Source organism: Faecalibacterium sp. Marseille-Q3530 (assembly GCF_017377625.1).
GTDB lineage: Bacteria > Bacillota > Clostridia > Oscillospirales > Ruminococcaceae > Faecalibacterium > Faecalibacterium prausnitzii_E.
The window spans coordinates 283,826-310,647 of sequence record NZ_JAFREH010000001.1 but is presented as its reverse complement, the minus strand read 5'-3'; the positions used below and the strand labels follow the sequence as shown (position 1 = coordinate 310,647).

Here is a 26,822-nt window from a genome sequence, read left to right as displayed (position 1 = left end):
GGGTCGTCTCCTTACATGAATCTACAGACCGCCAGCCGGATTGCCAGCCCGATGGCCAGTGCCAGCAGGCTTTCGGCATACATCATCCGGTTGGCGCGGCGGATATCCTTCGGCTCAATGGGCCGCAGAGGGTCGCCGATGGTGGGTTTGTCATAATATTCGCCAAAGTAGCAGGCGGGCCCCGCCAGCTGGACGCCCAAAGCCCCGGCGCAGGCGCTTTCGGTCTGGGCGCTGTTGGGGCTGGCATGGTTCCGGCGGTCCCGCCGCCAGATCTTCCACGCGCCCGAAGCGCTGTTCCCGGTAAGCGCCGCCGCAGCGGCCCAGAGCAGCCCGGCGATCCGGCTGGGCAGATAGTTCGCCACATCGTCCAGTTTTGCGGCGGCGCGGCCGAAATAAAGATATTTCTCGTTTTTGTAGCCGAGCATGCTGTCCATCGTGTTGATGGCCTTGTAAGTCAGGGCCAGCGGGGCACCGCCCAGCAGCATATAGAGCAGCGGCGCGATGACGCCGTCGCTGGCGTTTTCGGCCACGGTCTCCACGGCGGCTTTGGTCACGCCCTCCAGCGTCAAATTCTGGGTGTCCCGCCCCACGATGCGGCTCACGGCCCGGCGGGCGGCGGGCAGGTCCGGCTTGATGAGCTCCCGGTAAACGCGGGTGCTCTCCTGCGCCAGCCCCTTTGCGGCCAGCGCCTGCCCGCACCAGAACATCTGCACGGCCAGGCCCAGCCAGGGGCTGAGCGCTGCGGCCCCCAGGCAGACGAGGCTCGTCAGCAGGAAGGTGCCCACCGGCAGGCAGAACGCCAGAATGGCACCGCCCAGCAGTTCGCCCTGCGGCGTCCGGGGCAGGCGGGCCCGCAGCCGCTGTTCCAGCGCCGAGATGGCCCTGCCCATGTACACCACGGGGTGGGGGAGCCACGCCGGGTCGCCAAAGAGAAGATCCAGCACGAACCCGCCCAAAACGGCTGCTCCGATCATTCTGCCGCCTCCTTTGTGTATTGCACGGTGCGCACGAGGTGGAGCACCCGCTGTTCGGCCCAGTCGCGGGCATCCAGCAGATAGCCGCCCGCATTCGGGGCGCACCAGTGGTAGTAATCTGCATGGGGCAGGGCATAGCGCTCCATAGCGGCCATCTGGGTGCCGCCGTGGGCCAGGATGACGAGGGTCTCCTCGCCGTCGGCAAGGGCCTGGTCCACCAGTGCGGAGAACGCCTTACAGACCCGCTCGGAGAAGACCGCCTTCGTCTCACCGTCGGGGCAGGGGCTTTCGCAGTTGGCGTTCACCCAGGCGAGGTAATCCGGGTCGTGCTCCATCTCGATGAAATTCCGCCCCTCAAAGCTGCCAAAGCACATCTCCTGCAAATCGCGCACCTCCACGAGGTCGGCGTCCGGGAAGAGCACCTCGGCAGTTTGGCGGGTGCGGCAGAGCGGGGTGATGTAGACCGTCCGGGGCCGGAGGTCGGCCTGGCGGAGCTGGGCCCGCCCTTCGGGCGAGAGCGGGATGTCCCGCTGGCCCTGATAGCGCTTTTCGGCATTGTAGGCGGTCAGGCCGTGGCGCAGAAGATAGATCAGCATGGGGGAAGTTCTCCTTTCAGGACGGTGGGCAGGCCGCAGAACATCTGGACCACGCAGTCGGCCCGCGCGGCCAGCAGGCAGGCCAGCCGCCCGGCGGCTTCCCGCGCGGCGCGTTCGGCTGCGTCCATGGGCACGACACCGCCGCCCACCTCGGTGGCGAGGACGAGGTCATATGCGGCGAGGCGGTCTGCAAGGCGTTCCAGATCCTCCGCCGCTGCGGCCAGCTCCTGCACATCGGTGATGCGGGTGCCGGGAAAGTTCTGCGCAAAGGTGCGCTTGCCGCTGTACAGCGGCCCGGTGATGAAGATCATAACAGCCCTCCCCATTGGCAGGCGGCCAGTGCCGCCAGCATCCAAAGCTCCGCTTTCTGCAGGAACCATCCGGCCAGATCGCCGGTGATGCCGCCGAATTGCCGGTCAGAAACAACACGATAGCGCCAGAAAACAAGGAGCGCCGCAAGGACGAGCGCCCCGCCGCCCAGCAGCACCAGCGCAGCGCAGAGCAGGCCCGCCAGCACCAGCAGGACGCTGCAAACGGCCTTGCGGTCTGCCGCAGAAGCGAACGTGTGGGCAAGGCCGGTGTTCCTGGCCAGCGGGAAGGAGGCGATGGCAAGGCCCGAAAGCGCCCGTTCCAGCACCAGCGCCAGCGTCCAGCAAAGGCCGATGCGCGGCGTGAACTGCACGGCCGTGCACAGCGCGAAATAAGCCAGAAAATAACTGCACAGCCGGATGACGGCAAAGGCCCCGCAGTGGGGGTCTTTCAAGATCTCCAATTTCTTTTCCCTGCCGCCGTAGCTGGAAAGGGCGTCGCAGGTGTCGGCGTAGCCGTCCAGATGGATGCCGCCTGTGACCCAGACAGGGACGAGGCAGAACCCGCCCGCCCGGACGAGTGCCGGGAGCGGCAGTGCTCCGCACAGGCACCACAAGGCCCCGCACACCGCGCCGATGAGCGGGAACGCGCACATCGCGTAGCGCATGTTCTTTTCGTTCCAGTCGAACTGCGGCACCGGGATGGCTGAAAACATGGCAAATGCCACGGCAATGGTCTGCAAAACGATCATGACGGGCCTCCTTTATAATAGACCGGGATGCCGCACCCCCCCCGCACCACTGCATCGGCACGGGCCGCAGGGGCGTTGTTGACCTGCGCCAGAGCCTTCAGATCCCGGTGGGTGTCGCCCGCGTAGTTTGCCCCGCCGCTGAACACTTCGTTCGAAACGACGACGAGGTGTTCACATTGCGCGGCCAACCGGTCCAGACCGTCCAGAATGGCCGAAGCGGCGGCTTCGCCCGCCCCGGCGGGGTCGTAAAGTTCGTTGGCGGTCAGGTTGCCGAGGTCTTCCAGCAGGGCGGTGCCCCGCGCGGGCAGGCGCACCGTGCCCAGATGCAGGGGGCACTCCAGCGTCTCGAACTGCTTTTCCGCCCGCATCTGGCGGTGCTTTTCCACCCGTGCGGCGCACTCGGCGTCCCATACCTGCATCGTGGCAAGGTAATAGCGCGGGAGCGCGGTCTGCAGCACAAGACGTTCGGCGTACGCGCTTTTTCCGCTGGCTGCGCCGCCGACCACCAGCGTCAGCATTGGGGGGTATACGGCGGGATGCCGCCCTCCGTAAAGGAATAGCAGTGGTCGTAGACCGCCAGTGCCAGATCCCACAGCGGAAGCGAGGCCACAGCCCCGGTGCCCTCGCCGAGGTGGAGCCCCGCCGTCAGGAGCGGGGCCTTGCCCAGCGCTTCCAGCACCAGCCGGGCCGCAGGCTCGGTGGAACAGTGGCTGGCGAACACGGCCTTGGCGGCGGCGGGGCAGAGCCGCACCGCGCACAGGGCTGCCACCCCGCTGATGAAACCATCCATCAGGATGGGCAGGTCTTCCAGTGCGCCGCCAAGGAAGACCCCGCACAGCCCGGCGATGTCAAAGCCGCCCAGTTTGGACAGCACGTCCAGCGGGTCGGCAGCATCGGGCTGGTTGTGGGCGATGCCGCGCCGGATGGCGTCCAGCTTGCGGGTCAGCCCGGCGTCGGAAAGGCCCGCGCCCCGCCCGGTCATGACCTCGATGGGCTGGCCGAGCAGGACTGCCGCCACAGCGCTGGACGTGGTGGTGTTGCCGATGCCCATCTCGCCGGTGGCGAGCAGCTGGCACCCCTGCGCTTTCTGTGCCCGCACCAGTTCGATGCCCGCCGCGATGGCCTCCACAGCCTGGGCGCGGGTCATGGCGGGGCCTTGGGTGAAGTCTGCCGTTCCGGCGGCGATGCGGCGGGGGATGACGCCCGGCACCGGGGCGCCTGCCATGCCCATGTCCACCGGCACGACCTCGCAGCGGGCCGTTTTTGCCATCTGGCAGACGCTCGTCCGCTGCGCCGCAAGGTTTTCGGCCACGGCGCGGGTCACACTCTGGTCGGTCTGGCTCACGCCCTGGGCCACGACGCCGTTGTCCGCGCAGAGCACGAGGACGGCCCGGCGGTCAAAGGCGAGCTGCGCCGTGCCGGTCAGGGCGGCGGCATCTTCCAGCAGGGTCTCCAGTGCGCCCAGCCCGCCCAGCGGCTTGGCCAGGCTGGCCCAGTGGGCGTGTGCGGCCGCGCGGGCGGTCTCGCTGGGCGGGGTGATGGCGGTGAGAAGCTGTTTCAGTTCCGGTTCGGTCATGGGGTCTGCTCCTTCTGGTGATTGAGTACGGCGGCTTCCACGAACCGCCGGGGCAGGGGGGTGCCTGCCCAGTACAGATGCGGAAAACCCGCATAGAGATGTTCATTGGCAAAGCTGCAGGCCCAGCTGCGGCCGTTGGCTTTTGCGGCGGTCAACGCTGTGCCGTTCGCGGTCGAGTCCCAGTGGTGGAACTCGTGGGCGGGGAAGGACTCTCCGTCGCGGAACAGCAGGCTGTCGGCGCGGGCGGTCAGCTCCGCGTACCCGAACCGCACCAGCCGCCCGACCGGGAAGCCGCTGCCCGGCAGGACGCCCGCCATGGGCCAGACGGTGCCGTCGGTGTCTTCGAGTGTCTGCCCCAGATAGAGGAAGCCGCCGCACTCGGCCACGGTGGGCAGACCATGCTCCACGGCCTGCCGCACAGAAGCCCGCATCGAGCGGTTCTCGCTCAGCGGCCCTGCGTACAGTTCCGGGTAGCCGCCCGGCAGATACAGCCCGCCAAGCTCCGGCGGAAGGGCCGCATCGTGCAGGGGGCTGAATGGGACAAGCTCGGCCCCGGCGGCGGTCAGGGCCTCCAGTGTTTCGGCATAGGCAAAGCAAAAGGCTTCGTCCTGCGCAACGGCGATGCGGGTGCGCGCCGGGGCGCGGGCGGCAGGCTGAGCCTGCGGTGCAGGCCGGTCGGTCAGGGCCTGAAGCTGCACCCAGTCCAGCACCAGCGCATCCGCAAGAAGGGCGATCTTTTGCTGAAGCCCGGCGATCTCCCCGGCGGTCTTCAGCCCCAGATGACGTCTCTCGATGGACGCCTCCGGCAGGCGGGGCAGATGCCCCAGCACCGGCAGGCCGGTCTCGCGTTCCAGCATCGGTTTGAGCATCTTGTACAAAGCAGAGGTGCAGTCGTTGAGCAGAACGCCGACGATGCGGCTGGGGGTGCGGAACGTTTTCAGCCCGTTGATCTGCGCGGCCAGGGTCAAACTGGCCCCTTTGGCCGGGACGACCAGCAGCACCGGCAGGCCCAGCGTGTCGGCCAGATGCCAGGCGCTGGCCGTGTCGGTCACGCCGCCCAGACCGTCGTAAAAGCCCATGGCCCCCTCGCACACCGCCGCCCCATGCCCGGTGGCACCCTGTGCATAAAGGGCGCGCACGGTATCCGGTGCGGAGAAAAAGAGGTCAAGGTTGTGGCTCTCGACCCCCAGCACGGCCCGGTGGAACATGGGGTCGATGTAGTCCGGCCCGCTCTTGAATGCGCAGGGGTCGGCCCCGCGCCGCTTGAGCGCGGCCAGCAGCGCACAGGTCAGGGTGGTCTTGCCGCTGCCGGAACAGGGCGCTGCGACGAGAAATTGCATCATTGGCGTTCACCTGTGATGAGGAAGATGGGGTTGTTGGCCATCAGCAGATGCAGCCGGCCCGCCGGTTTTGTGCGGCTGACGGCGATCTGGGTGACTTCGGCGGTGAGACCCCGCGCCGTCAGGGCCGCAACGGCGGCGCTCAGCGTTTCCAGCGCGATGGCGGAGATGCAGAGGCGGGCCTGCGGGTTTTTGGCCAGCACAGCGTCCACCACGGCCTCCATGCTGCCCTTGGTGCCGCCGAGGAAGACGGCGTCCGGGGCGGGCAGAGCTTCCAGCGCCTGGGGGGCTTTCCCCTCGATGAGGGTCAGATTCCAGGCTGCGAAGCGCTCCCGGTTCTTCCGGATGAGAGCGCAGGCCACCGGGTCGCATTCCACGGCATAGACCCGCCCGCGCGGGGCGGCAAGGGCCAGTTCCACACTGACACTGCCGGTACCGGCCCCCACATCCCACAGCGTGTCCGTGGGGCGGACGGCCAGCTTTGCCAGCGCGGCAGCGCGGACTTCCTGCTTCGTCATGGGAACATCTCCCCGGAGAAAGGCTTCGTCCGGGAACCCGGCACAGCGCCGGGGCGGCTGGGGCAGATGTTCGATGAGCAGAACGCTCAGGGATGCCGTGCTTTTTTGCGAAACTTCCTGCGCGGTGCCGAAGAAGATCTTCTCCTCCGGTGTGCCGAGCTGTTCGCCGACCAGCGCATGGGCCTGCCCCAGCCCGGCGGCGGTCAGGGTGCGGCAGAGGGTGGCAGGGGTCTCGGAGCCGCCGGTCAGGAAGAAGACCGGTCGGCCATCCGCTGTCAAGCACTCGGCCACCGGGTCGCAGGCACAGCCGTGGGCGGAGACGAGTTTCCAGTCCTGCCAGGGGCGGCCGACCGCCGCCGCGAGCAGCTGGACGCTGGAGAGGCCGGGCAGGACGCGGCAGGAGATGCCGCAGGCCCGCAGCATGGGCAGCAGCCCGGAAGCCCCGGAATAAAATCCGGTGTCGCCGCTGTAAAGCAGGGCTGTGTCTCCCTCCGGATGCTCCGCAAGGCAGGTCAGGATCTCCTCCGGCTTGTACAGCGCCTTCCGGTGTTCGGTGCAGCCGTCCGGCAGGTGCTCCAGCAGCCGCCGGGCGCCTAAAATGAGGTCGGCCTGTTGCAGGGCCGCAAGCCCTTCGGCGGTCAGGGAGCCGGACAGCCCGGCCCCCATTCCAATCAGTGTGACCATGTCAGCACCTCCTTGCAGCGGGTCAGGATCTGCTCCGCCGTTTCGCCCTGCTCTGCGGGGCGGCGGAGGACGATGAGCTGTGCGCCGGTGTCCTGCGCGGCCTGTGCCTTCTCGGCAAAGCCGCCTGCTGCACCGCCGTCCTTCGTGACGAGGAAGCGGATGTGGAACTGCTCCAGCAGGGCCCGATTCAGCGCATAGGAGAAGGGGCCCTGCATCGCAATGATGTTTTTGTGGGGGATGTGCGCGGCCTCGCAGGCTGCGATGCCCTCCGGGGTGGGCAGCACACGGGGGAACAGGCGGGCAGGCTCGATGCCGGAAAAGGCCGCGAGCTCCTTGGCCCCGGTGGCCAGCAGGAGATTGCCGCAGGTGTTTGCAAGAAACTCTGCCGCGTGTGCGGCCGACTGAAAGACCATGCTCCCCGCCGGGAGCGGGCTTTCGGCCCGGAGCAGGCGGTGGTATTCGATGCAGGCGGTTTTACACGCAGACCGGATGTTTTTGGTGGCGTCCACCGCATAGGGATGGGTGGCGTCCACGCAGAGGGCGGCCCCCTGCAGCAGGGTGGTCATTTCCTCCGGCGTCAGCCGCCCGCAATGGACGGTGACACCCTGCAGCCGGCCCTGCTCTTCGGCTCCCAGCGGGGTCGCTACACTGACGAGGACTTCGGCCCCCTGCGCGGCCAGCTGGCGGGAGAACAGACGGCCCTCGGTGGTGCCGCTGAACACGACGATCTTCATGCGCGATACCCCCTCGGTGTGACCATCTTTCCGCTCAGCTGCCGGGTGGCGGTGTTGCCGATGAAGACGGTGGTGAACATATCCACCGGGGCGGTTTCCAGTTCCGCCAGGGTCAGGATGCGGTGGGTCTGTCCCTCGCGCCCGATGTTCCGCACCAGCCCGCAGACGGTCTGCGGCGGTTTGCCGTGGTCCAGCAGGATGCGGACGGCTCTGGCCAGATAGTCCGGCCTGCCCTTGGAAGAAGGATTATACAGTGCGACGCAAAAATCGCCCATCGCTGCTGCCGCCAGCCGCCGCTCGATGACGGCCCAGGGGGTCAGCCGGTCCGACAGGGAGATGACGCAGAAATCGTGGGCCAGCGGGGCACCCAGCACGGCCCCGCCGCTGAGAGCCGCCGTCAGGCCGGGCACCACCTCCACGGCGACCTCCGGGAACTGCTCAGCCAGCTCCAGCAGGGGGCTTGCCATGCCGTAGACCCCGGCGTCGCCGGAGCAGACCAGCGCGACGACTTTGCCGTGCCGGGCCGTTTCCAGCGCCCAGCGGCAGCGGTCGATCTCCTGGGTCATGCCGGTGGAGTAATATTCTTTTTCCGGGAAATAGGGGCGCACAAGGTCCAGATAGACCGTATAGCCGCACAGCACCTCGGCTTGTGTTAAGGCGCTCTGCGCCTGTGCGGTCAGAAACTGCGGGCCGCCGGGGCCAAGCCCGACCACAAAAACGGTGTTCGTCATGAAGAAACCCTCCAATCTGGGGCAAAGGGGGAAAGGGCCAGCGCAAAGGTCACGCCGCCGCCCGCCTGTTTGGGGATGCGGATGCTCCCGCCGGACGCCAAAACGGCTGCCCGCTCGCAGACATTGTCCACACCGGTGACGTTCCGGACAAAGGCAGAAGGGGTAAAGCTGCCGGGGGCGGTCTGCAGCGCTTCGGCAGAGAAGAACGAGAGGCCCCACCGGTGCGCCGCGCAGAACGCAAGAAGCCCGGCCTCGTTCTGTTTCAGGTCGATGCTGGCGGCGGCTGCGATGCACTGCGGGGCCAGTGTGTGGGCGGCACAGAAGGCGGAAAAGGCGGCTTCCAGCTGCTCTGCCGTCGTCCCGCGCCGGCACCCGATGCCCAGCACCCCGATGCGCGGGGTCAGATGCAGGGCATTTCCGGCAGGGGAGAGGGTCAGGGCAAAGTCGGCAGCTTCCGGCGTTGGTGCCGCGCGCACCCCGGCCGGGGCCGGGCCTGCGATGGGAAACTCCGACCAGAATAAGACCGGCTCCCCGGCCAGCAGTTTCCCGCTGACGGTCTTGATGCGTTCGGGTTCCAGCACCCGGCAGTTTTGATGCCTTGCCCACTCGTCCACGGCAAAGAGGCCGTGGGCATCGGTAGCCGTGGTGATGACCGGGACGGCCCCGCAGAGGGCGGCGATGGCCCGCGCCAGATCGTTGGCGCCGCCCAGATGGCCGGACAACAGCGGCACCGCAAAGTGTCCGCATTCGTCCACGACCACGACCGCCGGGTCGCTGGCCTTGCTGCGGCAAAACGGCGCGATGGCCCGCACCGCAATGCCCACGGCCCCCACAAAGATCAGGGCCTCGTTTTGGGCAAACGCGGCGGCGGTCCACTCCGCCAGGGAAGGCCCGCCGTGCCCGCAGCGGGTCACAGGGCCGGGCAGCGCGCGCGCCAGTGTTTCTGCCAGCGCCAGCCCGGTCTCAGTAAAGGCGGCATAGGCGCGGCTCATGCGTCGGCTCCTTTGCGAAACTCCGTCGTGAAGGCGGGGTCGTAGAGCCGGCTGCGCTCATACCGGGTGCCGAGGAAGTCGCCCACCACGATGAGCGCGGTCTTGGTGATGCCCGCTGCATGGACGCTTTCGGCCAGCGTTCCCACGCTGCACCGCACGATCTTTTCTTCCGGCCAGGTGGCTTTGTAGACCACAGCGGCAGGCGTTCCGGGGGTGTAGGCCCCTTGCAGCAGAGCCTCCTGCACCTTGTCAACGAGGCCGATGGAGAGGAAGATGACCATCGTGGCCCCGTGGGAAGCAAGGCGGGCCAGCGTTTCCCGTTCGGGCACCGGGGTGCGGCCCTCCATCCGGGTGATGATGACCGTCTGGCTGACGGTGGGCAGGGTATACTCGGCGTTCAGCGCGGCCGCCGCGCCGCAGAAGCTGGAAACGCCGGGCGTGTCATCGTAGGCGATCCCGTCGGCGTCCAGCGCATCCATCTGCTCCCGGATGGCTCCGAACAGGCAGGGGTCGCCGGTGTGGAGCCGCACGGTGGTCTTGCCGGCGGCTTCCATCTGCCGCAGCACACCGAGCACCTGCTCCAGCGTCATCTCGGCGCTGTTGTAGATGGCGCAGCCCGGCTTTGCCAGCCCCAGCAGGGCCGGGTTGACAAGGCTGCCTGCATAAATGATGCAGTCGGCCCCCTGCAACAGGGCCGCGCCGCGCTGGGTGATGAGGTCCGGCGCGCCTGGCCCGGCACCAACAAAATGTACCATATTATCGCTCCTTCCAGTCGTTTAGGATCTGTGCCGCCGTTTCAGTCTGGCCCAGCGGGCCGTGCTGGTTCGAAAAGAGGATGGCACCCACCCGGAACGCCCCGGCGGCGCGGCGGTCCAGATGGAGCTGCACCGCTGCCAGCAGGCTTTCCAGCACCGGGGCGCGGAGGCCTGCCGCATCCAGAAGGTCGAGGCAGGCGTCGGTGGTGGCGGCTTCGAACAGGGCGCGGCAGGTCTCCCGGCTGGCCCCGCAGAGGGCGGCGTGGGTGCAGAACAGCTCGGTGCGGCAGTCCGCCGTGTGGGAGTGGGTGTTCATGATGCCGCCCGCCAGTTTGCAGAGCTTGCCCACATGACCCACGAGCAGCACGTCCTCAAACCCGGCAGAAGCGGCCATATCCAGCGTGTCGCCGATGAAATTGGAGGTCTTGACGACCGGGATGGAAGCGAACTCCGGGTAGGCCGTGCCAAGGTAGTCCAGCCCATAGTTGCCGGGGGCCAGGATGAGCCGCCGTGGCCTGGCTTCGGTTTGGACGCGCAGCGCTGCCTGGTTCATCTCCAACTGGATGGTATCCAGAATGGCCTGCTGGCTCATGGGCTCCACGATGCCGCTGGTGCCGAGGATGGACAGCCCGCCCGCGACCCCGATGTGGGGGTTGAAGGTGCGCCGGGCCACCTCTTCGCCGCCCGGAATGGAGAGGGTCACGGCAAAGCCGCCGGTGTAGCATGCCGTCTCGGCCTCCCGCTGCAGGGCCTCGGCGATCATCCGGCGGGGGACGTGGTTGATGGCGGCTTCGCCTACGGGCTGGTCCAGCCCCGGCCGGGTCACCCGGCCTACGCCTGGCCCGCCCGCGATGCGGACTTCAGTGGTGCCAGGCAGCAGCTCCACCGTGGCGACGATGGGCAGGCCGGTGGTCACATCCACATCGTCGCCGCCGTCCTTTTCGATGGCGCATTCAGCCCCCGGCCCGGCGCGGCGGCAGAACAGCGGGGCTACCTCCACGACGATGCCCTTCGGTGTGCGCAGCGCCACCGTCTCCGGGGCCTTTCCGGTCAGCAGCAGCCGGGCCGCGCCCGCAGCGCCCAGCGCCGCACAGGTGCCGGTGGTGTAGCCGCAGCGCAGCAGTTTCTGCCCGCTGCGGACGTAGTGCTCGAATCTGGGTTTCGCAGGCTTCGGGGGGCCGAACAGCGTTTCGTACTGCTCCCGGCTCAGGCGGTAGAGGGTCTGGATGTTCTCCGGCGCAAAAGCCTCCTGGGGCGTCAGAACGCCGGAGACGCCCTGCGGGGAGACGCAGACCACGGCGTCCGCGATCTTCTGCGCCATGTCCAGCTCGTGCAGGCTGACGAGGACGGCAAGGTGCTGCGTGTGGGCCAGTGTTTGCAGGATGCTCAGCAGCTCGATCTTGCCCTTGATGTCCAGAAAAGACGTCGGCTCGTCCAATAGGATGACTTCCGGCTGCTGGCAGATGGCGCGGGCCAGCAGGATGCGCTGGCGCTGGCCATCGCTGATGCAGTTGAAGTCCCGCTCCGCGAGAGCGGAAGCCCCCACCAGAGCCAGCGCGTCGCGCACGGCCTGCCGGTCGGCCTCGGAGAGGAGGCCCAGCCGCCCGGTGTAAGGGATGCGCCCGGCTGCGGCAAATTCGAAGCAGGTGGTCAGCTCGGTGCGGCGGGTGTGGGGGAGCATGAGGGCGAGCCGCTGTGCGCGGGCGCTGCCGGTGTAGGCGGTCAGATTCTGTCCGTCCAGCAGCACTGCGCCGCCCATGGGCGCCAGCTGGCCCGCCAGTGTTTTGAGCAGGGTGGATTTACCCGCGCCGTTCGGCCCGATGAGGGTCAGGATCTGCCCTGGTCGGACGCCCAGCGCGATATGCTCGGCCAGCGGTGCTTTGCCGTAGCCGACGGCGAGGTCCTGTGCCTCGCAGGAAAATTCGTTCATCGTGCACCCTCCTGATTCCGGCGGATGAGCAGCCAGATGACCACCGGTGCGCCGAACACCGCCGTCACGGCGCTGATGGAAAGCTCGGTGGGGGCGAACAGGCTGCGGGCGATGAGGTCGCACAGCAGGCAGAACGCCGCCCCGCCCAGGCAGCAGCCCGGCAGGACGAACAGCGGCCGGGCGCTGCCCAGCAGCTGCTTGACGAGGTGCGGCACCGCGATGCCCACAAAGGAGATCGGCCCAGCAAAGGCCGTGACGCAGGCGGCCAGCAGGCTGGAGAGCAGCACCAGTGTGCGGGAGAACCGCTTGACGTTGACGCCGACGCTCTGGGCGTAGGCCTCGCCCATCTGGTAGGCGGACATGGGTTTCGACAGGCAGAACGCTGCCGCCAGCGCGGGCAGGACTACGAGCGCCGCCGCCCGGACATTGCCCCAGGTCATGCCGGAAAAGCTGCCCTGCGACCAGTTGTGGAGGTTGACGATGTTCGAGTCCTGCGCAAAGGCCACCACAAATTCGGTGATGGCCGAGCAGATGTAGCCGATCATGACGCCGCAGATGACCAGGATGCTCATCCGCTGCACCCGGCGGGAGACCGCCAGCACAAAGGCCATGGCCGCCATGGCCCCCGCGAACGCGGCCAGGATGAGGGTGAGGGAGCTTGTGAGCAGCCCCTGGTTCAGGAACACCACCATGACCAGCGCTACCGCCAGCTTGGCCCCGCTGGAAATGCCCATGACGAAGGGCCCGGCGATGGGGTTGGCGAAAAAGGTCTGCAACAGATAGCCCGCCGCCGAGAGCGCTGCGCCCAGCAGCACGACCATCACGGCGCGGGGCAGACGCAGCTGGGTGATGATGCGCACCGAGAGCGCGTCCTGCCCGCGGCCCAGCAGGGCCGAAAGCACGGCCTCCGGCGTCAGTGCCACGCTGCCCCAGAAGAGGTTGGCGGCAAAGAGCACCGCCAGCAGAACGGCCAGGATGCCATAGGAGAAGAGAAGGCGTTTTTTGGTAGTCATGCGGGTCCTTTCTGGGGAAGTTACGTCACCGGTGTCAGGAATTGCAGGCCGTCGGGGGCGTCCTCGGTCAGAACGCGGTGCAGCTCGATCACAAAATCGGCCAGCGCCATGCTCTGCTGAAAAAAGCTCTGGGTGGTGCACCAGACGTTCCCGTTCTGCACGGCCCGGAAGTCGGCCAGCAGAGCACATTTTGCCACCAGCTCGTCGATGGTGGTGACCATGCCCTCGATGGTGCTGTTGTAGATGAGAACATCGGCGTCCTTTGCCCCGGCGTAGAAATCCTCCAGCGGGAGGTTCATGGTGGAAAGGTTATTGCCGCTGTCGGTCAGGTCGGAGAACACATAATCGGCCCCGGCCATCCCGATCATCTGGGCCACGTAGTCGCCGCCCTTGCGGACGTTGGCGAGGTTGTTGGCCGTGATGGAGAAGAACGCACAGGACTTGCCGGTGGGGGCCTGTTCCAGAAGCGGCTGGATGCGCTCCACCTGCTTTTGGAACACCTGCTCGGCGAGGGTCTCCCGGCCCAGCAGGATGCCCCAGAACTTGATCCACTCCATCCGGGCCAGCGGACTGCTCTCGTAACTGGAGCGCTCCACCACCACCGGGATGCCGAACCGTTCCAGCTGCTCCTTGACCTCCGGTGTGTGGAGGATCATCGTGTTCTCAATGGCAAGGCCGCAGTTGGAAGCGAGGATCTGCTCATAGTCCGGGGCGCTGTACTTGCCCGCGTAGGCGATGCGCCCGGCCTCCATGGCGGCTCTGGCTTCGTCGAGATGCCAGCCGGCAGCCTGGGTGCCGGAGAGGGTGATGCAGTCCAGCGCGTCCAGATGGAGGAACAGGTCCATCACTGAGGTGGAGACGAGATAGATATTCTGCACCGGCTGGCGCAGAGCCGTGACCCCGGCGGGCAGGCCATCCACCTCGGCGGCATCTTCCGGCAGGACGAGGAACTGTTCCCCCGACCCGGTCAGGGTCAGCAGGGTAGAGCCGCCTTCGTAGCAGTCGGCGGTGAACTGCCGGGCGTAGTCCAGCGGATAGGCGTGGTCGAACACCAGCGCTTCCGTGTTGGCCGGGGCCGTCTGCTTTGCCGCACAGCCCGCCAGCAAAAGCGCAGAGGCGGGGAGCGCTTTTAAGAATTGTTGTCTGGTCAGTTTCATGGTATCAGCCTTGCGCCTTCGAAGGTGCGCGGACAACAGCTGCCCCACGAGGGGGGGAAGCCGTTACGCCAGCGTGAACGTCAGGGTGTATTCGATCTCGTGCGGGGTGCTCATGGCCACGGTGTCGGCCGTGACGGAGAGGGGCGTGCCCAGCGCGGCAACGGGGATCACAAAGGTGGAGTTGCCCTCGGTGTTGGTGGGCAGATACTTCTCGCCGTCCACGATCATGTAGTCGTAGTTGGGGCTGCTCCAGACGATGGTGGCGGTCATCTTGCCGTCGGCTACGGTCAGCGCAGCGGGGCTGTCCACCGTGGCGCGGCCGGAACCGCCTTCCAGCACGACCTGGACGTTGTATTCGCCGTCGGCGGGCGTCTCAGCCGCCGCTTCCGCCTTGGGTTCCGCATTGCGGATGCTGACGGTGTGGTCGTACCACTTGCCCTTGGTGCCCAGAAGAGCCAGCTGGAAGTCCTCGTCCACGGCGGCGACGGGGATGTCGTAGCCGTAGACCTCTTCGGAGGTGCCGTCGGAGTAGGTGACGGTGTCGGTGGTGGGCAGCAGCCAGTCGGCTTTGTTGGCGTCGGCGTCTGCGGCCATACCGACATACAGGTTGACGATCTTCTTGGAAGCGAGGCTGACGTGGAAGGTCATCGTGCCGTTTTCGACCGTCAGGGTGCCCTTGCCGTCGCAGGCTTCGTTCGCGTGGAACATGCCGCTGTCGGTGTCAAATTCGGCGGTATAGACGCCGTCCGGCAGAGCGGCGGCAGCGGTCTCGGATGCAGCAGCAGAGGAGGCCACGGACGAAGCGGCCTCCGAGCCTGCGGCAGAGCTTGCAGTGGAAGAGGCCGCCCCGCAGCCGGTCAGGGCAGCAGCCAGCAGCAGGGAAGCGACGGACAGGGAAAGAAACTGTTTGCAGTGCATAGATCAAAATACCTCGCGATCAGATTTGAGCGGGCAGAGAACTGCCCATGGGGGAGGGTGCCTCCTCATGCGGGGGCATCCTCCATAAAAAATGCCCGAAAAGATCACTCCCTTCGGGCATTGGGGCACACGATATCAGCCGTTCAGGGACTCAATCGCAGCCTTGGTGTGTGCGATGTAGAGCTGCTGGATGTCGGAGATCTCGCCCAGACCGGCGATCTGGGTGTCCACTTCCTCGAATGCACCGGAAGCCTTGAACTGGCTCAGCCAGGAGTCATCATCCGCACCGGCCATATCGTTGTTGGCATGGTCACCGGCAACGACCATCAGCGGGCGCAGAACGACCTTGGTGTAACCGGCAGCCTTGACGGCCTCGATGACGTTCTCGCAGGCGGTCTCCTCCGGCTCGCCCTCGACGGTGCCGATGAAGACATTGTCATAGCCGAGGGTCTGCATGGTGGTCTGCATCTGGCTGTAGCTGACCTTTGCGGTGTGCGAGGTGCCGTGGCCCATGAAGACGAATGCGGTCTTCTCGGCAGCGGCGGCATCCAGGCTGTCGAAACCGGCATCCTTCACGGCAGCAGCGGTGATGGCCTTTGCGACAGCTTCCTTGTCGGAGTTGATGACGGCGGCGTCTGCGCCGACCTCACCCAGCAGGGGCTCGGCCACCGCGACGGACTCGAACTTGTCGCGGTAGCTGTCGATCATCTCCATCATTTCGTCGTACTCGGCACCGTGCATCAGGTGAGTGGGCTGGACGACCAGATTCTTCACGCCGTTGGCCACAGCGCGGTCCATGGCCTGCTGCATGTTGTCGATCTTCTCACCGTCGCGGGCCTGGACATGGTTGATGATGATCTGAGCGGTGAAGGCGCGGCGGACAGACCAGTCCGGATAGGCTGCCTGCAGAGCATCCTCGATGCCCTTGATGTCGGCGGCGCGGCTAGCGTTGAAGGAGGTGCCGAAGCTGACGACCAGCAGCTCGTTCTCGCCGATGTCGTCCGCGTTGCGGGGGTCATCCTTGGAGGCATCGCCGGTGTCGCGGCCAAAGTAGTCGGGGTCGGCCTCTTCGCCTTCCACCAGCTCCTTCTGGGCGTCGGTCAGGGCGTCCCAGGCAGCCTTGGCGGCAGCGCACTGGGCGTCCGTGTCATCGGTGCGCTCCTGCACGTAAATGGCATCGATCAGGTCTGCGACATTCTTTGCGGCCAATTCATCGGCCTCCTCGCTCGAAACTTCGCTGCTGGCAGCGGCAGAGCTTGCCGTGCTGGAGGCAGCGGTGGAGCTTGCGGCCCCGCCGCAGCCGGTCAGAACACCGGCGCAGAGTGCCAGGGCGGTCAGGGCGGCCGCCGTCTTGTGGAGAGTGCGTTTTCTCATGTGTGAGCTTCCTTTCCTGTCTGAAATATTGCGGCGCTGAACAGAAGGGCACAGGAAAGAGGACCCGAACAACGAAAAAAGAGCCTTTTTGCTTGCGGGACGGCAAAACAAAAAGACCCCTTACAGTGGTTCGGGCTTTTTGGTACAACCAATTCCTCGTGATCTGGGGCAGATGCCCCCGTACCAACAGCGGGCAGGTTTCCTGACTGAAAGTTCAACGCCTGCTGCCGCCTTCCCAGACCGGACGGTTCAGTGGCCGGTGCCCAAAGCACCCGGACAGTAGACTCCCTTATCACAGTGACGAGATCGTGCGGGATCTGCACCCGCTTCCCTTTTAACGTTCCTGCCGCTGCCCGGAGGCATGGGCGGAACGCACCTGCTGTTTTCTATTCAGTTCGAGGAAAAGTATAGCACACACCGGGGGAAAAGGCAAGAAAAAAGAAACCCGGCAAACAGGGCCGGGCCGACAAAAACGCCCCCGGAGCGCGGCGGGCGCATTCCGGGGGCTGGGGGTCATGATTGGTTCCCGTTGGTTTGCAGGCGTCGGCAGGCATCCTCTTTCACAAGCTCGATGACCACCGCCGTCAGCGGGATGAAGAAGATGATGCCGAGGATGCCGAAGAGGTTGCCGCCGATCATGGCGGCGATCAGGGTGTAGAGCGGCGAAAGCCCGACGGATTTGCCCACGACACGGGGGTAGATAAACTGGTTCTCAATGAACTGAACCGCGAGGTAAACGATGAGGCAGCGCACCGCCAGCATCGGGTCCACCAGCAGCACAAGGAACACGCTGACCACGCAGGAGATGAGGGCACCCACATAGGGGATGATGGCACAGATGGCGGTCAGCATCCCCACCAGACTGCCGTAGGGGAGCTGGAAAACGGAAAACGCAAAGGCCATAAGAACGCCAAGGATCACCGCCTCGCTGCACTGGCCGGTCAGGAAATTGGCGAAGGACTGCCGGAACAGGCGGCAGAACCGGAGCAGCCCGGCGGCGTGGCGGGGCTTCAGATACGCGCACACCAGCGTATGGGCCTGTCGGCCAAGGCTCTCCGTCCCAAGCGACAGATAGACGGAGATGATGAGGGCGAAGGAGGCCGTCACGATGACGTTCACCGTGGCGGATACGGCACCCACCGCATTGACCAGCACCTTGTCGATGCTGTCGGCGGCTTTGTGGAGCAGCTGCTCCCAGTTGATGCCCTCCAGCCAGTGCATCAGCCAGCCCATGTCGGCGTCCTGTGCGCTGAGGTAGGCGGTCCAGCGGGGGATGTTCGACTCGATCTGCAGATAAAGGCTGTGGAACGATTTGACCAGTTCCGGCACCAGCAGGGTCAGCGCAAGCACCAGCACCAGCACGATGCCGACCAGCGTGATGAAAAAGCTGAGGAGATGAAGGGTCTTGTCCGGTGGCTGCTTTTTGGCCTTGCGGAACAGCTGCTTCAGCCGCTTTTCCAGCCCGGTCATGGGCACATTGATGAAAAGTGCCAGGATGCCGCCCGCCAGTATGGGCAGCACCAGATCCACAAGACGTGCCGCAAAGGCGAGCACATCCGAAAACCGCAGCAGTGCAACAAAAAGTGTTACCCCCACAACGGTGACGAGCAGAGAGCGTTTGGTGTTCGAATCCATGATGAAGTTCCTTTCCCGGAGTGTACGGCCGCAAGCTGTAAAGAGGCCGCCGCAGAGCCTTTGTTGTATTGTACCAGATGCGCCGGGCTTGTCAAGACGGCGGGAAAGGGGAGCGCGCATCTGATAAGATCTTGTGCAGCTCCTGCACCAGGTCGCCGACGATGATCGGCTTGGACAAAAAGCCATTCATGCCGCTTGCCAGTGCGTTGCGGCGGTCTTCGTCAAAGGCGTTGGCCGTCATGGCGAGGATGGGAATCCCGGCCAGCGCCGGGTCCTCCAAAGCGCGGATCTGCCGGGTGGCGGTGTAGCCGTCCATGATCGGCATCTGCACATCCATCAGCACCAGATCGTAGCGGTCCGGTGCGCTGGTGCGGACTTTTTCCACCGCCACCGCGCCGTTTTCGGCCGTATCGACCTGGAAGCCGTACTCGCGCAGAATTTCCAGCGCGATCTCGCGGTTCAGTTCGTTGTCCTCCACCAGCAGGACGGTGCGGCCCTTGAAGCCTTCCTCTTTTTCGGGCAGAAGCTCCTGCGTGGCGTCCGTCCGTTTCGGACCGAGGGCGCTCATCAGGGTCTCGCGCAGGTCGGAGAGGAACATGGGCTTGGAGCAGAACGCCGTCACACCGGCGGCCTTTGCCTCCACCTCGATGTCAGACCAGTCGTAGGCGGTCAGGATGATGATGGGGGTGTCGTCGTTCAGGCTGCGGATCTGGCGGGTGACTTCGATGCCGTTCATATCCGGCAGACGCCAGTCGATGATGTAGGCATGGTAGGCATCGCTCATCTCGATGGACTGCCGTGCGCGCAGCACGGCCTCCTTGCCGGAGAGGGTCCACTCCGAGCGCATCCCCACCTTGGCCAGCATCTTGGTCATGCTGTCGCAGGTGTTGAAATCGTCGTCCACCACCAGCGCCTTCAGGCCCTCCAGCTCGGTGATCTTTTCCACCGGGCGGTGTTCCGCCTGCGTGCGCAGCGGCACACGGATGATGAACTCGGTGCCCTTGCCCTGCTCTGTCTGCACCTCGATGGTGCCGCCCATCATATCCACGATGTTTTTGGTGATGGCCATGCCAAGGCCGGTGCCCTGGATCTTGCTGACCGTGGAGGTGCGCTCCCGCTCAAAGGGTTCAAAGATCTTTTGGGCAAACTCCGGGCTCATGCCGATGCCGTTGTCCTTGATGCGGAACTCATACTGCCCGCAGCCGTGCATCGGGCCCGCAAGCTGCCGCACCCGCACCGAGACCATGCCGCCCGCTGGGGTGAACTTGATGGCGTTGGACAGCAGGTTCAGCAGCACCTGGTTCAGCCGGGTCTTGTCGCAGTAGACGTCCTCGTCGGTCACATCCATGGCGTCCATATACAGATCCAGCTGCTTTGCGTGGATCTGCCCGCTGACGATGGTCTTCAGGTCGTGCAGCACATCCGAGAGGTTGACCTCGGTCTCTTCCAGATGGATCTTTCCGCTTTCGATGCGGCTCATGTCCAGCACATCGTTGATGAGGGAGAGCAGGTGGTTGCTGGAAGCGAGGGTCTTGGTGAGGTAATCCTTCACCCGCTCCTTGTCGTCGATGTTGCTGACCGCCAGTGTGGTGAAGCCGATGATGGCATTCATGGGGGTGCGGATATCGTGGGACATATTGGAAAGGAAGGTGCTCTTGGCGCGGTTGGCGGTTTCGGCGGCCGCAACGGCCTCCAAGAGGGCCTGATTCGCCTGTTTGTCGGCGGTGCGGTCCGACAGCACCAGGATGTACTTCGTCCGGCCCTCTACCTCGCTGCCTATGGCGATGTTATGGAACCAGCGGCGCTCCCCGGTCTTTTGATGCTCATACTCAAGATCCCATTCGCGCTGCTGCCCGCTGAGAAGCCCTTCCAGAACGTTTTTGCCGTGCGCCGGGGAGCCTTTCGGGTGCAGCCTGTCCAGCACAAAGACATCCTGGCGGACTTCTCTCCACGGGATGCCCAGCAGGCGCTCGACGTTCGGGCTGACGTAATCCACCTTGGAGGTCTCTGCGTCCAGCATCAGGAACACGTCGTCCACGTTCAGCGAGAGCTTCTGGAACAGCTCGTCACGGTACAGGATCTCGGTATTCTTCCGGTGCAGGGTGGTGCGGTTCCGGCGCAGGATGAGCAGGATGATGGCGGCGGCAAGACCGACGGTGATGCCCGTTACGATCTGTGCCGTGCGGAACCACAGCTTGTCCAGACTGGCGTTGACGATGTTGACCGGCACAAGCCCCAGCATCGTCCAGCTCTGCACCGCCGTGCCCTCGTAGACCAGATAATAACGGGTGTCGCCCAGCGTTAACTTCCGGTTTCCGCTGCGGCCCTGCGCAAAATCATCCGAAAGCGTAAGGATCTCCTCCTCGGAAAGGTCGGAAGAGTCGCGCAGCATCGCAATGAAGTTGTAGATCGTTTTCTTGCGGTTTACGGAATTGTCGATGACGACCCGTCCATCCGAGTAGATCACATAGTTGCTGGCGTTGCCCTGAAACGCAGAGTTGTCCAGCAGCTTCAGCACCGCATCATTATAATAAGAGATGGCAACGGCATCGTAGGCAAAGCCCCGGTAGCTGCCCTGTGTTTCGGGACAGATGAACACAAGCATCTGCGTCTTGCCGGGCAGTGCTGTGTTCATCACGATATCTTCGCCATCGGCGAGCTTTTCGTCCAGATTTGTCTGCAAGCCAAGGTAGCCTGTTTCCCCGGTCACAGTCATGTAGTTGCCGTCATAGGAAAGGAAGTAGAAGCCGGCAAATCCGATGTCCTGCTGCGCTTTCTCGATATATGCCTGGATTGCGTCCGCGTCCGAGGTGCTTTCCAGAAAGCTGTTGTACAGGTGCAGATAGCTCACGTTCTTGCGCACCATCTCTTTCAGCATATTGTTGGATTTGTGCAGCAATTCTTCCAGATGCGAGGTGCTTTCCTGATAGATGGTCTGCGACACGAACGAGAGATACTGAATGCTGAAACTGGCTGCCAGCAAGACCAGAAGAAGGATGGCAGCAGCAGAGAGCAATTTTTGCCGGAAATGGCCGTTTCGGTTGGGTTCGTGCTTTTCGTCTGGCATTCTGTTCACCTCAGTGTCATGTAGTGTTCCGGCTCTGCAAGCACCACGCCGCCGCCGGAGAGAGCCTCGCGCCAGGCCTGCTTGACCGGCGTGTCAAGGCAGGGGAACGCGCCGTTTTCGCCGGAAAACAGCGGTGCCATCTGGCTGGCCGTGGCCAGACAGGTCACGGTCACGGTGTCGTCATCCCGGAGCGGCTGGCCGTTCCGGGTGATGCCGGTCAGGGTGTAGAGGCCGCTGCTCTCCTGAACATTCAGTGCGATGCCGCTGGCCACCGGCAGGGAGCCGCGGTTGAAGGGCACAAAGCCGCCCTCGCAGCCTTCCACAAAGGCGCGGACGGTCTCCTTCAGTTCCGCGCCGGTCATCGTGCGCTGGTAAGCCCGCAGGCCGTTCGGCATGATCATGGAAGCTGCCATTTGTTTGGTGTAGTCGGCCTGCAGCACACTGCCGGTAAAGCTGTTTGCGGCGGCGAGCAGCACATCGGTGCCGTAAAGGCCGCGCAGGGTGTTCGCCATGACGGAGAAGGAGGCGGTGCCGCCGTCTTTGTGGAACACGTTGGAATAGCGTTTCTCAGAGGTCAGCACGACCTCGTCCGCAGCAGGCTCCTCGTCTGCAAGAAGCTGGGCGTTGAACGCCTGATAGGCCTGCTTTGCCGTGAGCTTGCCTGCAATCATCTGGGAGACCACGTCCTGGGAGATGGAAAAGAAATCGTTGGAGGCGATGCGGATGTACATGTGGTTTTCTTCCACCACAGAGCGGGTGTCCTTCATGGCATCGGTCAGGCGCAGGGGAACGTCCTGGCTGTAGCTCAGAATGTCCTGCCCTTCCGAGACGATCCGGTTCTGTGCCTCCGCGGAGAGCATGACGTCCAGCACCTTCATGGCTTTTGCGCGGCGGGCCGTGTCCTGCTCCAGGTCACGGTTCAGCGCCACCTGGAAATAGGGAGTGGTCATGATCCACGGTTCGCCGTTCTGGCTGAAGAAGGGCAGGAAGGTGGTGTCGATGCCCTCATCCTGGAACATCTTCACGCCGGCAGAGCTGCCAAAGTACATGGCCACTTTTCCGTTCCGGAACAGGTCCATCACGTCATCGTAAAACAGGTTCAGGTCGTCTGCCGTGAGGTGGGTATCCTGAATGAACTGTGCCATCCGCTCGAAGGCACCCGGCCAGATGGTATCGTCCAGCCCGACTCGCGTGGTGTTGGCGGGGTCGCTGTAAGCGGTGCGCCACTTGCGCCCGTCCACCGTGGTCAGCTCGGCAGCAGAAAGCCCCTGCAGCGTTTCCATGCAGGTGTAATCGTAGGCGTAATCGGCGGTAAAGCCGCGGATGCCCACCTTCTCAAATGCCTGACAGGCCGAAACGAAGCTCGCGTAATCGGTGGGCAGCGGGATGTCATACTGCGCAAACAGGCTGCGGTTGACCACGAAGCCGTGGGCGTCGGCGCACACCGGCAGCCAGTTCACACTGCCGTCCTCATTTTTGAAGCTGTTGAGGTAGGTGTTGTAGACGGCACCCGCCTCGTTGGTGGTGGAAAGATCCATCAGGCTGTCCTTCAGGGGCGCTGCATCGTGCAGTGAGAAGCGGCAGCAGGTGATGATATCCGGCAGACCGCCGTTCTGCTGCAAAAATTTGTAAAAATCCAGATCGTTGTTGCCGACGATGAACTCAATGTTCACGTCCGGCAGCTGGGCCTGGATGTAGGGGGCGTAGGTGTCGTACAGGGCGGCAGTCCACAGATATACCTGAATGGTCTCGGCGTCTTCCTGTGCTTCCACCTGTTCGGTGTCCGCTGCGCCGCAGCCGGTCAGCAGACAGACTGCCATCACCAGGGCGGTCAGCAGGGCAAACAGGCTGTGCAGTGTGTTCTTCTTCATTTTTTATGTTCCTCTTCCTCACGGCCCGCTGCCAGCCGCCGCAGTGCAGCGGGCTGGCCCGGATTCTTGTATGATGATACAGCCCACCCCACGGGAATGACGCCGCCTCCCTGCGTGCGGCCTGCCCGGCACTCTGGCAAAAAGCCGTTCGAAAGCCGGAAAAAAGGCGCAGCATGATCGAGACATAAGACCATTCTACCACCCCGACAACGGCATTTCAAGAAATCTTAACGTGTTTTTAGGAAAAAGCAATGAAAAATGGAACCCTTTGCGGAAAATTCCGGACTTTTGTTGCAATCTGCCCGAAAAATGGGGGAGCGCGGGGCACCGGAGAAATGTTTACCTGATTGGAAAAATGGCTTGAACGGGTGACTGGACGGTTGTATACTATAATTGTCATTGTATGCCGTCTGGCGAGGCCGGAACGCACGGCAGATTCGAACATGTGCGAGGATGAAAATGAAGTTTAACAATCGACTTACGGATGAGATCTATACATCCGATACGGAAAAATTGGGAGAGAACGTGCTTCAGGTGATGCAGAACACGATCCATCAGAATGGCGGCATCGGGACCATGACCGGGTACTATGATGCGGGCCTGCCGATCCTGTCGGTCAGCGAACTGCTGCTGCATAACCTGAACCACAGCTATGCGTCCCTGATGGAGCAGACGAAGGGTTCGCTGAAGAACCTGTTTTATGGGGAAAATGTCAGCTTCCTCGAGCCGGAGCGCTTTCGTCAGATCCGGGGCGCAGGGGAGGGCCAGATCCTCACAGCCGATGGAACACCGGCCTACGTGCGTCTTTATAAGGAAGATACCGTGGACGCAGACGGCAGGCCGCTTTGGGTGCTGTCGGTGCAGGTGAACTGGGCGTATGAAGACCTTGCGCTGGTCAATGAGTCCATCCACTCGGCACCGTGGACCTTTGAATGCGATGAAACGGGCCGGATCGTCCGTGTGAGCTGGAGCCATGCCTTCCGGCAGATCCTGGGGTACCATGACGCTCTGGATTTCCCGAACCAGCTGGATGCGTGGTCGGAGCTTCTGCACCCGGAGGACAAAGACCGGGTGATGACGCTGCTTTTGGAAACGGTGGCCGACAAGACCAACACCACAAAGTTCAGCATGGAGTACCGGCTGAAGCTGCAAAACGGCCCATACCAGTGGTTCCGGACCTCGGCAGAAGTGATCCGCCGTCTGGATGGCACGGCCAGCCGCGTCACCGGCATCATCCGCAACATTGAGGAAGAAAAGCAAAGCCGGATGCAGGCGCAGCGGGCGGCAGCGTTCCACCGCGCGTTCACCAACGCGAACCTCTGCGAATATTATGTGAATCTGGAACAGAACACCTTTGATGCCTTCAAGGTGGAGGCCTCCCTGATGACGGCCTTTGAGCAGAGCCAGACATGGGACGAGCTGATCAAATTCTTTGTGGACAACTATGTGGTCGAACCGGACAAACAGAAGGTCACGGATTTCTACGACCGCGCCTACATCACCGAAAAATTGAAGGGGCTTGAGACCGAGCTGTGCCAGGATTGCCGCATCGTTCTGAATGGGGAGGAACGATGGGTCAGCAATGTGGTCATGCGCGGCGAGATCGGGGACTCGGACTATGCGATGATCTTTTTGCGGGACATCACAGAGTCCAAAGCAGAGACGGCACAGCGGATGCAGATGGCCTCGGACAACGCATCCATGGAGCTGCTGATCCAAAGCATGGTGCGCCTGCTGGACCGCTTCGTCGTCTGCGATCTGGAAAATGACCGCTATCGGTTCTATAACCTGCAAGGTGAAATGATATACGCGCCGACCGGAACCTACCATGATTTTGTGGAGCAGGTAGCTGCAAAGTATAAGACACTGGAATCGCTGGACGCATTGGATGCTAGAATCTCGCCGGAAAATATCCGCAGGAATTTGCAGGGCGAGAACGACATCTACAAATTTGAATACTGCTCGCTGGACGAAAACACCTATAAGATCGCGTCCTTCATCCCGCTGGAGTGGGACGGCACGAAGCTGGTCAAAGCACTGTTGGCATCGATGGATGTGTCACAGGAGAAAAAGGCCGAGATCGAATCCCATAAGGCACTGAAGGAAGCGTACCGCGTGGCCGAGAACGCAAGCCGCGCCAAGACGGATTTCCTCTCCAATATGTCCCACGACATCCGGACGCCGATGAACGCCATCGTGGGCCTGACGGCCATTGCGGGGGCCAACATCGAAAATCAGGACAAAGTCGTCGAATGCCTTGGCAAGATCACCAAGGCGAGCCGCCATCTGCTGGGCCTGATCAACGAAGTGCTGGACATGGCCCGGATCGAGAGCGGGCGGATGAGCCTTGCCGAGGAGGATTTCAGCCTGCCGGAGCTGGTCGATAACCTGCTCACCCTCACAAAACCGGCAATCGACGAGCACCACCATCAGCTCGAAGTCCACGTGGAGCACATCGAGCACGAGGCTGTCTGCGGCGACAGCCTGCGCATCCAGCAGGTCTTTGTGAACCTGATGAGCAACGCCATCAAGTACACCCCGGATGGAGGCAGCATCACCTTCTCCATCAAGGAAAAGCCGAACGGCTTCTCGGAGCTGGGCTGCTACGAGTTTTCCATCGAGGACAACGGCATCGGCATGACGCCGGAATTTCAGAAGATCATGTTCGAGCCGTTCAGCCGGGCGGACGATCACCGGACGACCAAGGTGCAGGGCACCGGTCTTGGCATGGCCATCGCCCGGAACATCGTCAACCTGATGAATGGCGACATTCAGGTCGAAAGCGCCCCCAACAAGGGCACGAAGATCACGGTCACGGTCTATCTGAAATTGCAGGAAGACGAGAAAGAGCAGGAAAAAGAACTGTTCGACCTGCCGGTGCTGGTCGTGGACGACGACCAGACCTGCTGCGAAAGCACCGTCGATACCCTGCGGGAGATCGGCATCGCAGGCGAATGGGTCCTGACCGGCAAAGGAGCCGTGGAACGCTGCGCGGCGCGGCACAAGACAGGCCGCGACTATTTTGCGGTGATCCTGGACTGGAAGATGCCGGAGATGGACGGCATCGCAACAGCCAGAAGGATTCGGGAATGCGTCGGGGAAGACGTCACGATCATCATCCTGACCTCCTTCGAGTTCAGCGAGATCGAAGAAGAAGCCAGAGCGGCGGGCGTGGATGCGTTTATAGCAAAACCGCTGTTCCGCTCCCGCCTGACGGCGACCCTGCGGCAGTTCACCTCCGGCAAGAAAGAGAAAAACGCCCGGAATTATCTGGAAGACTTTGCAAAAACGGACTACACGGGCAAGCGGCTCCTGCTGGTGGAAGACAACGACCTGAACCGCGAGATCGCGACCGAGATCCTGGGCATGACCGGCGTGACGGTCGAAACGGCCGAAAACGGAAAGATCGCCGTCGAAAAGGTCGCGGCGGCCCCGGAAAACTGGTACAGCCTCGTCCTGATGGACATCCAGATGCCGGTCATGAACGGCTACGAAGCAACGGCGGCGATCCGTTCCCTTCCGGGTAGCCGGGGCAAAGTGCCCATCATCGCCATGACGGCGAACGCCTTCGCCGAGGACGTGCAGCTGGCCAAGAACACCGGCATGAACGAACATATCGCAAAACCGCTGGACCTGAATAAGCTGAACGACGTGCTGAAACAGTGGCTGTGAGTGAGCTGCTGAAAAAGAACAATGGAAAAGGGCTGAACCGAACGACGCCATCTACCGCACCACCGAGGACATGCTGAAACAGTTCGGCTATCTGCCCAAAGAAAAGGCGTATCCATCCCACGCGGCACCTACCCGCCCAGCACCCCGGCGGTATGGTCGTCGTGCCCTCGGCGACCTGCCGGAGAGCAGCCAGGTGAGTTTCTTCTAAAAATGCTTGACACCATA

General features: G+C 63.6%; 22 protein-coding genes and 1 riboswitch. Of the genes, 2 read left to right on the top strand and 20 right to left on the bottom strand.

The features are described from left to right. Positions 1-11 precede the first annotated feature (11 nt). From cbiB to J3350_RS01225, 20 genes are all read right to left on the bottom strand, one after another. Positions 12-974 carry an adenosylcobinamide-phosphate synthase CbiB gene (cbiB, locus tag J3350_RS01320; RefSeq protein ID WP_207685434.1) on the bottom strand — a complete coding sequence of 321 codons (963 nt, stop codon included), beginning with the start codon at positions 972-974 and terminating at the stop codon, positions 12-14. Beyond that, a complete protein-coding gene (locus J3350_RS01315; protein WP_207685433.1) occupies positions 971-1,570 on the bottom strand; it encodes a histidine phosphatase family protein in 600 nt (199 codons plus the stop codon). The genes cbiB and J3350_RS01315 overlap by 4 nt, the downstream gene beginning before the upstream one ends. Further along, positions 1,564-1,881, bottom strand: a complete 318-nt coding sequence (locus tag J3350_RS01310; RefSeq protein WP_097792533.1) for a bifunctional adenosylcobinamide kinase/adenosylcobinamide-phosphate guanylyltransferase — start codon at positions 1,879-1,881, stop codon at positions 1,564-1,566. Before J3350_RS01310 ends, J3350_RS01315 begins: the two co-directional genes overlap by 7 nt. After that, positions 1,878-2,630, bottom strand: coding sequence for an adenosylcobinamide-GDP ribazoletransferase (locus J3350_RS01305; protein WP_207685432.1), 753 nt, complete (start codon positions 2,628-2,630; stop codon positions 1,878-1,880). The genes J3350_RS01310 and J3350_RS01305 overlap by 4 nt, the downstream gene beginning before the upstream one ends. Beyond that, positions 2,627-3,148: a bifunctional adenosylcobinamide kinase/adenosylcobinamide-phosphate guanylyltransferase gene (locus tag J3350_RS01300; protein ID WP_207685431.1), complete on the bottom strand. Its 522-nt coding sequence runs from the start codon at positions 3,146-3,148 to the stop codon at positions 2,627-2,629. The genes J3350_RS01305 and J3350_RS01300 overlap by 4 nt, the downstream gene beginning before the upstream one ends. Beyond that, a complete protein-coding gene (gene cobT, locus J3350_RS01295) occupies positions 3,142-4,206 on the bottom strand; it encodes a nicotinate-nucleotide--dimethylbenzimidazole phosphoribosyltransferase (protein ID WP_207685430.1) in 1,065 nt (354 codons plus the stop codon). Before cobT ends, J3350_RS01300 begins: the two co-directional genes overlap by 7 nt. After that, positions 4,203-5,549 carry a cobyrinate a,c-diamide synthase gene (locus J3350_RS01290; protein ID WP_207685429.1) on the bottom strand — a complete coding sequence of 449 codons (1,347 nt, stop codon included), beginning with the start codon at positions 5,547-5,549 and terminating at the stop codon, positions 4,203-4,205. Before J3350_RS01290 ends, cobT begins: the two co-directional genes overlap by 4 nt. Further along, entirely contained in the window at positions 5,546-6,748 is a 1,203-nt protein-coding gene (cbiE, locus tag J3350_RS01285; protein WP_207685428.1) for a precorrin-6y C5,15-methyltransferase (decarboxylating) subunit CbiE, read from the bottom strand. Before cbiE ends, J3350_RS01290 begins: the two co-directional genes overlap by 4 nt. After that, positions 6,736-7,482 (bottom strand): precorrin-6A reductase, encoded by a 747-nt coding sequence (gene cobK / locus J3350_RS01280; protein WP_207685427.1) that lies wholly within the window; start codon positions 7,480-7,482, stop codon positions 6,736-6,738. Before cobK ends, cbiE begins: the two co-directional genes overlap by 13 nt. Next, a complete protein-coding gene (gene cobJ / locus J3350_RS01275) occupies positions 7,479-8,213 on the bottom strand; it encodes a precorrin-3B C(17)-methyltransferase (protein ID WP_207685426.1) in 735 nt (244 codons plus the stop codon). Before cobJ ends, cobK begins: the two co-directional genes overlap by 4 nt. Beyond that, positions 8,210-9,205, bottom strand: a complete 996-nt coding sequence (locus J3350_RS01270) for a cobalt-precorrin 5A hydrolase (RefSeq protein WP_207685425.1) — start codon at positions 9,203-9,205, stop codon at positions 8,210-8,212. Before J3350_RS01270 ends, cobJ begins: the two co-directional genes overlap by 4 nt. Further along, positions 9,202-9,960 (bottom strand): precorrin-4 C(11)-methyltransferase, encoded by a 759-nt coding sequence (cobM, locus tag J3350_RS01265; RefSeq protein WP_097792524.1) that lies wholly within the window; start codon positions 9,958-9,960, stop codon positions 9,202-9,204. Before cobM ends, J3350_RS01270 begins: the two co-directional genes overlap by 4 nt. Before the next feature lies 1 nt (position 9,961). Then, the gene (gene cbiD, locus J3350_RS01260; RefSeq protein ID WP_207685424.1) at positions 9,962-11,890 is read right to left on the bottom strand and encodes a cobalt-precorrin-5B (C(1))-methyltransferase CbiD; all 1,929 of its coding nucleotides are present in this window, start codon (positions 11,888-11,890) and stop codon (positions 9,962-9,964) included. Beyond that, positions 11,887-12,903 carry an iron ABC transporter permease gene (locus J3350_RS01255; RefSeq protein ID WP_097792522.1) on the bottom strand — a complete coding sequence of 339 codons (1,017 nt, stop codon included), beginning with the start codon at positions 12,901-12,903 and terminating at the stop codon, positions 11,887-11,889. Before J3350_RS01255 ends, cbiD begins: the two co-directional genes overlap by 4 nt. A gap of 20 nt (positions 12,904-12,923) precedes the next feature. Next, positions 12,924-14,060: an ABC transporter substrate-binding protein gene (locus J3350_RS01250; RefSeq protein ID WP_207685423.1), complete on the bottom strand. Its 1,137-nt coding sequence runs from the start codon at positions 14,058-14,060 to the stop codon at positions 12,924-12,926. A gap of 63 nt (positions 14,061-14,123) precedes the next feature. Further along, positions 14,124-14,978, bottom strand: coding sequence for an iron transporter (locus tag J3350_RS01245; protein WP_207685422.1), 855 nt, complete (start codon positions 14,976-14,978; stop codon positions 14,124-14,126). Positions 14,979-15,113: 135 nt separating this feature from the next. After that, positions 15,114-16,352: a sirohydrochlorin cobaltochelatase gene (locus tag J3350_RS01240; protein ID WP_207685421.1), complete on the bottom strand. Its 1,239-nt coding sequence runs from the start codon at positions 16,350-16,352 to the stop codon at positions 15,114-15,116. 174 nt (positions 16,353-16,526) lie between these two features. Continuing rightward, a riboswitch (cobalamin riboswitch) is annotated at positions 16,527-16,747 on the bottom strand. A 118-nt stretch (positions 16,748-16,865) separates the two neighbouring features. Next, the gene (locus tag J3350_RS01235) at positions 16,866-17,987 is read right to left on the bottom strand and encodes an AI-2E family transporter (protein ID WP_207685420.1); all 1,122 of its coding nucleotides are present in this window, start codon (positions 17,985-17,987) and stop codon (positions 16,866-16,868) included. 91 nt (positions 17,988-18,078) lie between these two features. Further along, positions 18,079-21,054, bottom strand: coding sequence for a response regulator (locus J3350_RS01230; protein WP_207685419.1), 2,976 nt, complete (start codon positions 21,052-21,054; stop codon positions 18,079-18,081). 5 nt (positions 21,055-21,059) lie between these two features. Next, positions 21,060-22,925: an ABC transporter substrate-binding protein gene (locus J3350_RS01225; RefSeq protein WP_207685418.1), complete on the bottom strand. Its 1,866-nt coding sequence runs from the start codon at positions 22,923-22,925 to the stop codon at positions 21,060-21,062. Between the two features lie 459 nt (positions 22,926-23,384). Between J3350_RS01225 and J3350_RS01220 the strand changes: the two genes are divergently transcribed. Both J3350_RS01220 and J3350_RS01215 read left to right on the top strand, forming a co-directional pair. After that, positions 23,385-26,597, top strand: a complete 3,213-nt coding sequence (locus J3350_RS01220) for a PAS domain-containing hybrid sensor histidine kinase/response regulator (protein WP_207685417.1) — start codon at positions 23,385-23,387, stop codon at positions 26,595-26,597. A gap of 70 nt (positions 26,598-26,667) precedes the next feature. After that, the gene (locus tag J3350_RS01215; RefSeq protein WP_207685416.1) at positions 26,668-26,805 is read left to right on the top strand and encodes a hypothetical protein; all 138 of its coding nucleotides are present in this window, start codon (positions 26,668-26,670) and stop codon (positions 26,803-26,805) included. Positions 26,806-26,822: the final 17 nt, after the last annotated feature.